Annotated in this window: 10 protein-coding genes; 5 read left to right on the top strand and 5 right to left on the bottom strand. The window is 55.6% G+C overall.

Annotated elements, in window-relative coordinates; all coding sequences use genetic code 11:
* Positions 1-11 precede the first annotated feature (11 nt).
* Entirely contained in the window at positions 12-539 is a 528-nt protein-coding gene (gene rppH / locus ACQE3Y_RS15235) for an RNA pyrophosphohydrolase (protein ID WP_085070316.1), read from the bottom strand.
* Positions 540-980: 441 nt separating this feature from the next.
* Here rppH and ACQE3Y_RS15230 point away from each other — a divergent pair, with 441 nt between their 5' ends.
* The 5 genes from ACQE3Y_RS15230 to ACQE3Y_RS15210 all read left to right on the top strand — a co-directional run bounded on the left by ACQE3Y_RS15230 (position 981) and on the right by ACQE3Y_RS15210 (position 4,244).
* On the top strand, positions 981-1,175 hold the full coding sequence (locus ACQE3Y_RS15230; RefSeq protein WP_426982014.1) for a hypothetical protein: 195 nt from the start codon (positions 981-983) through the stop codon (positions 1,173-1,175).
* A 49-nt stretch (positions 1,176-1,224) separates the two neighbouring features.
* Positions 1,225-1,908 carry a DNA mismatch repair endonuclease MutH gene (gene mutH / locus ACQE3Y_RS15225; RefSeq protein WP_426982013.1) on the top strand — a complete coding sequence of 228 codons (684 nt, stop codon included), beginning with the start codon at positions 1,225-1,227 and terminating at the stop codon, positions 1,906-1,908.
* Between the two features lie 67 nt (positions 1,909-1,975).
* Complete coding sequence (locus tag ACQE3Y_RS15220; RefSeq protein ID WP_426982012.1) at positions 1,976-2,686, top strand: TerC family protein; 711 nt, start codon at positions 1,976-1,978, stop codon at positions 2,684-2,686.
* Between the two features lie 138 nt (positions 2,687-2,824).
* The gene (locus tag ACQE3Y_RS15215) at positions 2,825-3,040 is read left to right on the top strand and encodes a YgdI/YgdR family lipoprotein (protein WP_085070310.1); all 216 of its coding nucleotides are present in this window, start codon (positions 2,825-2,827) and stop codon (positions 3,038-3,040) included.
* A gap of 163 nt (positions 3,041-3,203) precedes the next feature.
* On the top strand, positions 3,204-4,244 hold the full coding sequence (locus tag ACQE3Y_RS15210; protein ID WP_426973646.1) for an NADP(H)-dependent aldo-keto reductase: 1,041 nt from the start codon (positions 3,204-3,206) through the stop codon (positions 4,242-4,244).
* A gap of 40 nt (positions 4,245-4,284) precedes the next feature.
* On the opposite strand, the gene lplT is transcribed toward ACQE3Y_RS15210, so the two are convergent.
* The 4 genes from lplT to ACQE3Y_RS15190 all read right to left on the bottom strand — a co-directional run bounded on the left by lplT (position 4,285) and on the right by ACQE3Y_RS15190 (position 11,941).
* Positions 4,285-5,487, bottom strand: coding sequence for a lysophospholipid transporter LplT (lplT, locus tag ACQE3Y_RS15205; RefSeq protein ID WP_426973645.1), 1,203 nt, complete (start codon positions 5,485-5,487; stop codon positions 4,285-4,287).
* Complete coding sequence (gene aas / locus ACQE3Y_RS15200) at positions 5,484-7,625, bottom strand: bifunctional acyl-ACP--phospholipid O-acyltransferase/long-chain-fatty-acid--ACP ligase (RefSeq protein ID WP_426973643.1); 2,142 nt, start codon at positions 7,623-7,625, stop codon at positions 5,484-5,486. The genes lplT and aas overlap by 4 nt, the downstream gene beginning before the upstream one ends.
* 135 nt (positions 7,626-7,760) lie before the next feature.
* Positions 7,761-9,482 carry a penicillin-binding transpeptidase domain-containing protein gene (locus tag ACQE3Y_RS15195; RefSeq protein ID WP_426973642.1) on the bottom strand — a complete coding sequence of 574 codons (1,722 nt, stop codon included), beginning with the start codon at positions 9,480-9,482 and terminating at the stop codon, positions 7,761-7,763.
* Positions 9,483-9,664: 182 nt separating this feature from the next.
* Positions 9,665-11,941, bottom strand: a complete 2,277-nt coding sequence (locus ACQE3Y_RS15190; RefSeq protein ID WP_426982011.1) for a molybdopterin guanine dinucleotide-containing S/N-oxide reductase — start codon at positions 11,939-11,941, stop codon at positions 9,665-9,667.
* Positions 11,942-11,995 lie beyond the last annotated feature (54 nt).

Here is an 11,995-nt window from a genome sequence, read left to right as displayed (position 1 = left end):
ATCAGCGTGGCTTAACCTCTTTTCCGTCGATAAGCAGGCGTATTGCGCTGCGTTGCACTCTCCTGCAATGGCATGACCACAGCGGCAAACTCTTTCATCACGCGGCGATAAACGTCGCGTTTAAAGGAGACAACCTGACGAACCGGATACCAAAAGCTGACCCAGCGCCAGCCGTCAAATTCTGGCGTGCTGCTGGTTTGCATGTTGATATCTGCGTCATTGCACATCAACTGCAGAAGAAACCACTTCTGTTTCTGGCCGATACATACCGGCTTCGTGTCCCAACGCACCAAACGTTTCGGCAACTTATAACGTAACCAGTTTCGGGTAGAGGCGAGCAGGCGCACATCTTTACGGTGCAAGCCGACTTCTTCAAAGAGTTCGCGGTACATGGCCTGTTCCGCCGTTTCGCCAGGATTAATGCCACCCTGAGGAAACTGCCAGGAGTGCTGTCCGAAACGCCGGGCCCACAATACCTGTCCCTGTCTGTTACAGATTACAATACCAACATTTGGGCGGTAGCCATCATCGTCGATCACGGGACTACCTCAAACTGAAATTCAGATAGTCTGATTGTTTCATACTCCTTACAGGCGGTAAACCACTGCTTGCGGCTGTGAATAACGCATAACAGGGGGATAACTCACAGTTTTCATCATAGTTATAAACAGCTGACGGCTAAAAAGCCTAATTTTATTCACTTTTTCTGTGGATAGCTTTGTGCAGAACATGGTAACCGAGTGGGAAAAGCGTGAAATAACGCAGAAACATCTGGCAGGCATAATATTTATAATTTATTTATTTTAAACATGTTTTTGTTTTTATTAGTCGCAATTTAGGCCCTGGAAGTACTGTTTATACCCGCAAGGATCCTTTACTGGCGAAAGATCGCCCACCGCCGATTTTATCCACAGAATATGCGATAAAGTTATGCACAAAATGGCTTCACCCAGCAAAAAAGCCCTGCGTCAAGGCTGTAAATGGAAACAGTATGCGAGAAAAAGCTGAGTTATCCCATGTTTCTGTGGATAACCAGGTGTAAGATCCTGTTCATTGCCGGTGACAATGTGGGTAAAACAGCCACGCCGTTTGCTCTTCCTGTTGCGCGGCAAAATAAAATCCCAAGATTTATCATGCTATTATTCCCTGGTTTTACCGCCCATCAGGCTACATAAAAGATACCTAAACGAGGTGGTTATTTTTTGAGCAATAAACAGAGGGGATATGGAGCCACGTTTTCTCACTACGCCACCGCCAGATGAAGAGACATTACTGGCGCGCGCGCAGGCGCTGGCAGGCTATACGCTGGGCGAGCTGGCGCAGCAGGCCGGTATCGCCACACCTGCGGATTTACGTCGTGATAAAGGTTGGGTCGGCATGCTGCTGGAGATGCATCTTGGTGCCAGCGCCGGCAGCAAGCCGGAACGTGATTTTGCCCATCTTGGCGTCGAGTTAAAAACAATTCCCATTGATGCGCAGGGTCGCCCGCTGGAGACCACATTTGTTTGCGTTGCGCCGCTGACCGGCAATAGCGGCGTGACCTGGGAAAACAGCCACGTGCGTCATAAGCTGGCACGGGTACTGTGGATCCCGGTGGAAGGCGATCGAGCCATCCCTCTGGCGACGCGACGCGTTGGCGCACCGCTGCTGTGGAGCCCGACGCAGCAGGAAGAGGAATTGCTGCAGCGCGACTGGGAAGAGCTGATGGATATGATTGTATTAGGCCAGGTGGAGCGCATCACCGCCCGCCACGGCGAGGTGTTGCAGATCCGTCCCAAAGCGGCCAACAGCAAGGCGTTAACTGAAGGCATTGGCGAGCATGGTCAGCCGATTATGACGCTGCCGCGCGGTTTTTATCTGAAGAAAAGTTTTACCGCCCCGCTGCTGGCCCGTCATTTTTTGCTTTAATTTTTTCCAGAGTATGAGGCGATGCGTATAATCACCGTTTAACTTTCGTTTAGGATGCAGTGTTACAATGTTTGACTGGATTGCAGATCCCAATGCCTGGCTGGCCCTCGGCACGCTGACCATACTTGAAATCGTGCTGGGCATCGATAATATTATTTTCCTCTCCCTGGTTGTGGCAAAACTACCCAAAAATCAACAGAATAGCGCACGACGCATTGGTCTGATGGGCGCGATGCTGATGCGTTTAGGGCTGCTGGCCTCTATTGCATGGGTTATTAAGCTCACCGACCCGCTGTTTACCCTGTTTGATCACTCCTTTTCCGCGCGTGATTTAATTCTGCTTGGCGGCGGTCTGTTCCTGCTGTGGAAATCGAGCATGGAGATCCATGAAAGCATCGAAGGGGATAATGAGGAGCATAAAACGAACGTTCACTCCTTCTTCGGGGCTATCGTGCAGATCATGGTGCTGGATATTATTTTCAGCCTCGACTCGGTGATTACCGCAGTGGGTCTGTCCGACCATCTGTTTATTATGATGGCTGCGGTAGTGGTTGCGGTTGGCGTAATGATGTTCGCGGCAAAAGGCATCGGGGAGTTTGTCGATCGCCATCCGTCAGTGAAAATGCTGGCGCTCGCGTTCCTTATTCTGGTCGGCTTCACGTTGATTCTGGAAAGCTTCAATATCCATGTGCCGAAGGGCTATATCTATTTCGCGATGTTCTTCTCAATGGCGGTAGAGAGCCTTAATCTGCTGCGTGGCAAGAAATCCGTTCAGTAATTGCTGTTCCTCAATATATCCGGCTGCGACCGGATATTTCCTTCCCCGCGCTTTTTTCAGAATCCTGCGATTAATCCTGGGCAGTAAATATTTTATTACTACACTGTGTAGTTGGAATAACCACCAGGAGAAAAGATAATGAAGCGGATTACCAGCGTGGCTGTGTTGACCATGATGATGCTGTTAAGCGGTTGCAGCAGCAGTTACGTCATGTCCACTAAGGATGGTCATATGATTATGACTGACGGCAAGCCGGAAATTGATAAAGATACGGGGCTGGTCAAATATACCGATCAGGCCGGTAATGAAATGCAGATCAATGGTGATGAGGTCTCTTCCATCATTGAGCGGTAATCAGATATAAGCGCCGACTTTGCAACAGCCTCCGGCGCTTATCGATAAATTGAACCATCACTCTCCTCTTTCCCCTCTCGTCACTGCCCGCTATAGTCGAAATGGTGCTTGTTGAAATCGCACCGCCAAGTTTTTCCCCATAATGACAAAAGGAAGCCGGCAAATGCACTATCACCGTATCCCCCATAGTACGCTGGAAGTCAGCCAGCTGGGATTGGGAACCATGACGTTTGGTGAGCAAAATAGCGAAGCCGATGCCCATGCCCAGTTGGATTTAGCCGTTAGTTGCGGCATTAACCTCATCGACACCGCGGAAATGTATCCTGTTCCGCCACGCCCGGAAACGCAGGGATTGACCGAAAGCTATATCGGCAACTGGCTAAAGGCGCGTGGCAACCGCGACAAAATCGTACTGGCGACTAAAGTTGCCGGGCCATCACGCGGCAGTGACGCCGGTATTCGTCCGGCTCAGGTGCTGGATCGCAAAAATATTCGCGTGGCGCTGGAAGCCAGCCTGAAGCGTCTGAACACTGACTATATCGACCTTTATCAGGTGCACTGGCCGCAGCGGCAAACTAACTGTTTTGGCAAACTGGGCTATCAGTACACGGATACCAGCGTGCCGGTTACCCTGCTGGAAACGCTGGAGGCGCTGGCCGAGCAGGTGCGCGCCGGTAAGATCCGTTATATCGGCGTCTCGAATGAAACGCCGTGGGGCGTAATGCGTTATCTGCAGCTGGCGGAAAAGCATGAGCTGCCGCGTATTGTTTCCATCCAGAATCCCTATAGCCTGCTCAACCGTAGCTTTGAAGTGGGCCTGGCGGAGATTAGCCAGCATGAAGGCGTCGAGCTGCTGGCCTATTCCAGCCTCGCTTTCGGCACGCTTAGCGGTAAATATCTGAACGGCGCGCGTCCGGCCGGGGCGCGAAATACCTTGTTTAGCCGCTTTACGCGTTACAGCGGCGAGCAGTCTCAACAGGCGGTAGCGGAATATGTCGATCTGGCGCGCAGCCACGGGATCGATCCGGCACAGATGGCGCTGGCTTTTGTGCGTCAGCAGCCTTTTGTCGCCAGCACGCTGCTGGGCGCTACGACGCCTGAACAGTTGCAGAGCAATATTGACAGTTACCAGTTGACGCTCAGCGGTGAGCTACTGGAACAACTGGAAGCGATTCATCGGCGCTACACCTATCCCGCGCCGTAAAACAGCGGCGCAGCGTTAAACGCTGCGCCTGCTTACTTTTCTATCCGCGACGCTTTTGCGCCAGCTGCCAGCCCCAGAGCATGGCGATAGCGAGCGCAAACAGCGCGCCAAAGCCCACGCCGGTTGCGACCGGCGGCGCACCCAGGCGGATCGCCAGTGAATAGAGGCCCAGCATCAACAGCATGGCGCTGTTCTCACCCAGGTTCTGTACCGCAATAGCGTTGCCTGCGCCGACCGTTTGTTTGCCGCGCTCCTGCAGCAGCGCATTCAGCGGCACCACAAAAAAGCCGCCCAGTACGCCGATGACCATCAGCAGCGCATAGGCGTTCGGCTGGGTATGCTGTAGCGCAAATATCACTACCGCGACGCCAATCAGAACGCCTGCAGGCATACAGCGCCCGACGGTTTTCAGCGTAACCAGTTTTGCCGCCGCCGCCGCGCCAATCACGATGCCGATCGCCACCATCGCATTCAGCAGCGTGGGGGTTTTGTTGTCGGTGATGCCCAGCGCAACCGGCACCCACAGCACCAGCAAAAAGCGCAGCGTTACGCCCGCGCCCCAAAACAGGCTGGTGCCTAACAGCGAAAAGCGTGTTTCACCATTGCGCCACAGCAGCCGTGCCGCCTGAAAAAAGCTACGCGTCATCGCCAGCGGATGCCAGCTTTGACCGGGACGCGCCGCCTGCAGCTTCGGGATCAACAGGTTGGCGGCGACCGCCAGCCCGTAGGCCACCACACAGGCGAACAGCGCCGCCAGCAGGTGCCAGTCCGCCAGTACGCCGCCCGCCATCGATCCCAGCAGGATCGCCGCAATGGTAGAGGCCTCCATCAGGCCGTTGGCTTTCACCAACTGTTCGCCATTGGTGATCTCACCAAGAATGCCGTACTTGGCAGGTGAATAGGCCGCCGCGCCGATGCCCACCAGCGCATAACCGACAAATGGATCGAAGCCAAAGCAGATCACCAGCGCGCCCAGCAGTTTCAGGCCGTTCGCCAACATCATTACCCGTCCCTTGGCAAAACTGTCTGCCATCTGGCCCACAAAAGGCGCCAGCAGAATATAGGTAGCGACAAATACCATCTGCAGCACCGGCTGGCTCCAGTCGGGATAGTGTTGGTTTTTCAGCAGCGCCAGCGTTGCGAACAGCAGCGCGTTATCACCAAAAGCGGAGAAAAACTGGGCAACAATTACCGCCAGCATGCCGCGCGACATTAATGAAGATCCATGCACGGGGAGTGTCATTCTTCCACCATTTTTTTCAGCGTGACGAAATCGGGCTTACCGCTGCCCAGCAGCGGCAGCTGTTGCAGGAAACGAATATCTCGCGGTATCGCCAGCTCTGCCGCGCCCAGTTCTCGGGCCGCCTGCTGCAGGCGATCGCGCTGTAGTTCGCGGTCGGTGGTGAACAGTACCAGCGCTTCGCCACGATTGCCGTCCGGCTTAATGGCGGCGGCGTGCTGTTTCTCCGGTGAGGCTTTCAGCGCGATCTGCTCAACCACCTCCAGAGAAACCATTTCGCCTGCAATTTTCGCAAAGCGTTTCGCCCTGCCCTGAATCTGACAGAAGCCGCCCTCATCAAAGCTGACGATATCGCCGGTGTCATACCAGCCCGGCTCCATCACGCCTTCGCCATTGTCGGCTACTGGCGGCTCCAGCTCGCCGGGACGCTCCACGCGCAGATAACCATTCATGATATTCGGCCCGCGCAGCTGTAGCCGCCCGCCCTGCTCAATGCCCGGCACTGACATCAGTCGTGAATCCATACCCGGCAGCAGACGGCCAACGGTATGCGGTTTTGCCGCCATCGGTACGTTAATCGATACCACCGGCGCGCACTCGGTAACGCCGTAGCCTTCAAGAATGCGGATCCCGAAGCGCTCCTGATAGAGCTGACGCACGCTTTCCTGCAGTTTCTCCGCTCCGGCGACCACATAGCGCAGGCGGGCGAAATCATAGGGGTTGGCGAAGCGAGCATAGTTGCCAAGGAAGGTTGAGGTACCAAACAGCACGGTGCAGTTACGGTCATAGACCAGCTCCGGCACGATGCGATAGTGCAGCGGGCTGGGATATAAAAACACCTGCGCGCCGGTAAACAGCGGCGTAAACAGGCCAACCGTCAGGCCGAATGCATGGAACAACGGCAGCGAGGCCATAAAGCGATCGCGCGGCGTAAAATCCGCAACGGTACGAATCTGTTCCACGTTCGCCAGCAGGCTTTTATGGGAGTGCACCACGCCTTTCGGGTTGCCTTCCGAGCCGGAGGTGAACAGCACCATCGCCGCATCTTCCGCCCGCTGCGGCAGCATCGCACGCCGGGGAAGCAGCAGATGCGCCAGGATCCACAGCTTATCTTTACCTGTCAGCGTATCTTTCAGATCCTCAAGGAAGATCCACTGAACCTGCGGGATCCCCTGCGGCAGATGCCACAGGTTGCCTTTATCCAGAAACTGCCGTGAGGTGAAAACGGTTTTTATTTGGGCGGCGGTCACCGCGCTGGTCAGGCCGTTTACCCCGGCGGTATAGTTCAGCATTGCCGGTACGCGTGCGCGCAGCGTGGCTCCGAAAATAGCGGCGGCGGTCACGGTGGTATTCGGCAGCAGCAGGCCGACATATTCGCCCGACTGCGTGTAGCGCTCCAGAATGCGCCCCACGCCCAGCGATTTTTTTAGCAGCCCGGTATAACTGTCCGGCGCAAAATTAATATCTTCGATACAGCGCTTAAACCAGCCGTAGCGGGTACGGGCACTAAGAAGAGCCTCGAACAAGGTTTCGCGCGGACGCACCGCCATGCGTGCTTCCATCATAATATGATGCAAGTGCTCACCGGCCAGCGCGCGACGATCGCGGGCGCGCGGCGCATTGGGCATGGGTATCAGGGTGGGCGGCAGTACCGTCAGGGTAATACGCGGGAACAGGCGACGCTTGAAGATGCCGCCGAGTCGGCCAAAAGGCGTATATTCCGCGCCTTCGATGCGCATCGGCACCACCGTCGCCTGCGATTTAGCCGCGACAAAGCCAGCGCCGCTGTAAATTTTCATTAAAGAGCCGGTGATGGTAATGCGCCCTTCCGGGAAGATAACTACCGGACGCCCTTCATTAAGCGTGCGCACCAGATATTTAAGCGACATAGGCCGCGTAGGATCGAGCGGTACAAAATCCACCATCGGCTTAAGCAGACGCATATACCACTTATCGCTGATGCTGGAATAGACGGCGAAAACCGGTTTTACCGGCAGGAACAGCGCCAGCAAGGCTCCGTCCAGAAACGACGCGTGATTAGGCGCAATCAGCACCTTTTCTTTGCGCAACCCGGAGAGATCGCCGCGCAGCTGCACGCGCCACAGCAGACGAAACAGAAAACGGAAGAAATTAAAAAGCATGCCAGCTCCTTAGCAGCCGAAAAAACTGGTTATAACCATGCAGCAAAGGCACGCTGAACTCAACGCTAAGAGATTAAAAAACCGCGCAGTCTCACTGGCTGCACGGTTTTTATCATATCGAAGAGCAAGGATATATTAATGTGAGGCGGCGTTTACCAGCGCATCAGGAGCAATGTTCATATGTTTCAGTACCGGCCCCATGATGTTGCCAAAAATCGGCGCGGCGACCGAGCCGCCAAAGTGATCGCCGGCGGTTGGATGGTTAATCATCACCACCAGAGCCACCTGCGGATCGCTGGCGGGCGCAATGCCAGCGGTGTAGTTAACGTAACCGCCATCATATTTACCGCTACTGCCCATTTTCTCTGCCGTACCGGTTTTGGTGGCTAACCGATAGCCTGACACCGCCGCACGGATCCCGGTGCCGCCCGGCAGCACATCGCTTTCCAGCATATGCACCACCGTTTTTACCGTTTCCGGATTAGCGACCTGCTTACCCAGTACCGGCGGCGTAACTTTGGTAATGGAAAGCGGTCGGTAAATACCGTAGCTGCCCAGCGTGGCATATTCACGGGCGATCTGTAACGGCGTTACGCGTAATCCATAGCCAAACGAGAAGGTTGCGCGTTCAATATCAGCCCAGCGCTGACGATGCAGCGGAAAATAGCCGACGCTTTCGCCGGTGAGCCCAAGGCCGGTGGGCTTGCCAAGACCGAAAGCGTGATAGGTATTTACCAGCGCTTCTGCCGGCATCGCCAGCGCAATGTGCGATACGCCGATGTCACTCGATTTTTGCAGGATGCCGGTCATGGTCAGGCGCGGCCAGTGACCAACGTCGCGGATCAGGTGACCGTTAACGCGGTACGGCGTGGTATCCAGCACGGAATCAGGCCGCACCAGGCCACGCTCCAGCCCCTCCATTACCACCAATGGTTTTACCGTGGAGCCGGGTTCAAAGCTGTCATTGATCGCCACGTTGCGCATCTGGGCAGGCGAGACGTCCGCATAGTTGTTCGGGTTAAATGACGGATAAGAGGCCATCCCAAGGATTTCCCCGGTATCAATCTTTACCAGTACCGCCGCACCGGAATCGGCTTTATTCAGCAGCACGCCATCTCGCAGTTTGCTGTAAAGCGTGTACTGATCGAACTTATCGATACTGAGCTGTACGGTGGGCGGCTGTTTCGGCGGCTGATAATCGATCATTGCGATGATGTTGCCTTCGCGATCCTGGCGATATTTCTCGAAACCCGGCTGCCCCTGCAGCACTTTGTCGTAGCCTTTTTCCAGCCCGTTCAGGCCGGTGTTATCAGCGCCGACAATGCCAATAAGCGGTGCCGCCGCTTCGCTCATCGGATAAAACCGACTGTCATTATAAACGGTGCTGATGCCTTTCAGATGCAGCTTGCTGATATCTTTGGCGATGCCCAGTTCAATTTTACGCCCCAGATAAAGGAAGCGGCGATGCGGGTTGGCGGTAATTTGCTGCTGTATCTGTTCCGGGCGTTGATTAAGCGCATTAGCCAGATATTGCCATTTAGGGCTGGTGAAATCGGGTTGCGCTTCCAGTACGCGCTGCGGATCGGCAATGATATCGCGTGAAGGAACGCTAAGCGCCAGCGTCTCACCATTGCGATCCAGCAGGGTGCCTCGGTTCGTAGGCAGAGTAACGGTACGCAACGAACGCTGATCCGCTTCGTGTTCCAGCCTTGGATGATTGATTAACTGGAGATCGGCGACGCGGGCCAGCAAAACAGCCAGACATCCCACCACCCCCAGACAAATAAGGCGAAACCGAAACGGATTGAACGGCGCTTTAATCTGATCTTTTCCAGGAAATTTTTGTATGCGGGGCATGGTCCATGACCTTAATGCGGGCAAAAAAAACCTGCGCATCTGCGCAGGTTGGTGTAATCAAAAACTTGTTGATGTTCACCCATCAATACCTCTGGGACTTAAAATGTACCAAGCGGCAGAGACGGGCGGCTATCAATGATTCGCAACAGTTGCCCGCAAAATGTAACCAGCTATGTGATTTATCAGCTCTTTTGCAATGTTTTCCGCTGACAGATCTCTACCAGGCAGGACATTGCGTTCGGCCCCTGCGTTAATAGCGAGGTGCCAATATCCAGCGTCAGAACATTAGGATTCCCGGCGCGATCCCAGGGTTGCCAGGCTCCGCCAAATCCCGGGTCGAACCAGGCGCCGGTAGAGATGACCACCACGCCGGGTGCCAGGCCGGGGTTCAGTTGCACACCGGCCAGCATCATGCCGCGCGCGTTAAACACCTCGACTTCATCGCCATCGCTGATGCCGCGTGCCGTTGCATCCTGCGGATGCATCCACAGCGTTTCATGACCGGCGGTTTTATTCGCCTGGACGTTTGGTGTCGCATCCAGCTGGCTGTGCAAGCGATCTGCGGGCTGAACAGAGATCAGATGCAGTGGAAAACGATCCGCCTGTTCACTGCCCAGCCACTCCTGCGGTGCACGCCACTCCGGATGCCCCGCCATGTCGTCCAGTTGGAAATCCGCAATAGCCTGACAAAATAGCTCAATTTTTCCGCTGGGTGTTTTCAGCGGGCTGGCCTGAGCATCGGCGCGAAAGTCAGACATAAAAACATAGTCGCGCTCGCTGGCTGGCACCTCGGCATAGCCGCGCTGCCAGAACTGCTCAAATGACGGCCACTGCACCCCTTTGCGCTGCTGCGCTTCACCGCACTGCTGGTAAAGATGGGCGATCCATTGCATCTCATTACGGTTTTCAGTGAAGCGCTCGCGATAGCCGAGGCGCTCAGCCAGATCGGCGAAAATATCGAAATCGTTACGCGCCTGATGCTGTGGGGCAACCGCCTGATGCATGGCAAAAACATAGCGATCGCGCGAAGAGCCGCCAATGTCGTTACGCTCAAGGGTAGTGGTCACTGGTAGGACGATATCGGCCATTTTTGCCGCCGCCGTCCAGACAATGTCCTGCACAATAACCGTATCTGGCCGCTGCCAGCCCTCTACCAGCCGGTTGAGCTGCTGATGATGATGGAAAGGATTTCCACCCGCCCAGTGCATCAGATGAATATCTGGATAGCGATGCGTTGCTCCCTGAAAGGCATAGCTTTCGCCAGGTTGCAGCAGCATATCGCAGATACGCGCAACCGGGATCGCCAGCCCGGCCGGGTTGGGTCCGGTGGGCAACTGCGGTGCAGGCGTATCGATTCTGGGGTTGCCTACGCTGTTCATGGATCCATGCCCAAACGAGAAGCCCGCACCCGGCAGGCCCGGCTGTCCCAGCATGGCGGAGAGCGCAATCATCATCCAGTAGGGTTGTTCACCGCGATGCGCGCGCTGTACGGCGTAGGAACAGGTGATAAAGCTGCGTTTACCCGCCAGCTGACGCGCCAGCCCGGCGATGCGTTCCGCCGGCACGCCGGTAATGGCGCTGGCCCATTGCGGCGTTTTCGCTATGCCGTCGCTTTGTCCCAGCAGATACTCCCGCAGCTGCGGATAACCAACGCAGTGACTATTCAGGAAGTCACGATCCGCCGCGCCAAGGCGTTCAATTTCATACCCCAGCGCCAGCATCAGAGCGACATCCGTGTTAGGGCGAATCGCGATCCAGTCGGCATTCAGGAAGGCGGGACAATCATCGCGTAGCGGACTGACGTTAATAACGCGTGTGCCTTTTCGCGCCAGCTGCTCCAGGGCTGGTTTCAGGGTATGTTCGCCCGCTCCGCCCGATGCAACCTGCGCATTTTTCAGCGCCAGGCCGCCAAAGGCCAACACCACTTCCGCATGTTCGATAACGCTCGGCCAGTCGGTTACGCGTCCGGTCAGCGGCATATAAGTGCCGATTACATAAGGCAGGAAGAATTGTGCAGAGCCCCAACTGTAGTTACCTATTTGATCAACCCCGCCGCCGCCGTTGAAGTAAAAGCGTCGGACCAGCGTTCGCGCATGGTTTACCCGTCCAGCTGAAGACCAGCCATAGGATCCGGTGAAGATGCCGCTGGCGCCGTAACGCTCGCGCACGCGCTGGTTTTCCTCTGCCACCAGATCAAGCGCAGTTTCCCAGCCCACCGCGATGAAGTCCTCACGTCCACGCAGCATGCGATCGCTGTTTTCCCGCGCCTTTAACCAGGAGCGACGCACCATCGGCTGCTGAATACGTTTGTCCGAATAGATCAGTTGCGGGATAGTTTGCAGCATCGGTGAGGGATTGCTGTCGGCAAAAAAGGGTTCGCAGCCGGTAAGGCGGCCATTTTCGGTTACGGCGGTAAAGGCGCCCCAGTGGGCGAGATGTGGAACTTTTTTGATCGTCATGGTGCGGGTGCAGGCGTCAGCGAAAGGAAAAGAGAGGCATGGTAGCTTTTCCCG

This window comes from Pantoea sp. FN0305, assembly GCF_050113845.1.
GTDB classification, from domain to species: domain Bacteria; phylum Pseudomonadota; class Gammaproteobacteria; order Enterobacterales; family Enterobacteriaceae; genus Mixta; species Mixta alhagi.
Note: the sequence above shows the minus strand (reverse complement) of the source record. Positions and strands in the feature narration are given on the sequence as shown.

Excerpts from the sequence above, each read along its gene's own strand:
- ACQE3Y_RS15230 (WP_426982014.1), top strand. The coding sequence starts at position 981 with ATGGAAACAGTATGCGAGAAAAAGCTGAGTTATCCCATGTTTCTGTGG.
- mutH (WP_426982013.1), top strand. The coding sequence starts at position 1,225 with ATGGAGCCACGTTTTCTCACTACGCCACCGCCAGATGAAGAGACATTA.
- ACQE3Y_RS15220 (WP_426982012.1), top strand. The coding sequence starts at position 1,976 with ATGTTTGACTGGATTGCAGATCCCAATGCCTGGCTGGCCCTCGGCACG.
- ACQE3Y_RS15215 (WP_085070310.1), top strand. The coding sequence starts at position 2,825 with ATGAAGCGGATTACCAGCGTGGCTGTGTTGACCATGATGATGCTGTTA.
- ACQE3Y_RS15210 (WP_426973646.1), top strand. The coding sequence starts at position 3,204 with ATGCACTATCACCGTATCCCCCATAGTACGCTGGAAGTCAGCCAGCTG.
- lplT (WP_426973645.1), bottom strand. The coding sequence starts at position 5,487 with ATGACACTCCCCGTGCATGGATCTTCATTAATGTCGCGCGGCATGCTG.
- aas (WP_426973643.1), bottom strand. The coding sequence starts at position 7,625 with ATGCTTTTTAATTTCTTCCGTTTTCTGTTTCGTCTGCTGTGGCGCGTG.
- ACQE3Y_RS15195 (WP_426973642.1), bottom strand. The coding sequence starts at position 9,482 with ATGCCCCGCATACAAAAATTTCCTGGAAAAGATCAGATTAAAGCGCCG.
- ACQE3Y_RS15190 (WP_426982011.1), bottom strand. The coding sequence starts at position 11,941 with ATGACGATCAAAAAAGTTCCACATCTCGCCCACTGGGGCGCCTTTACC.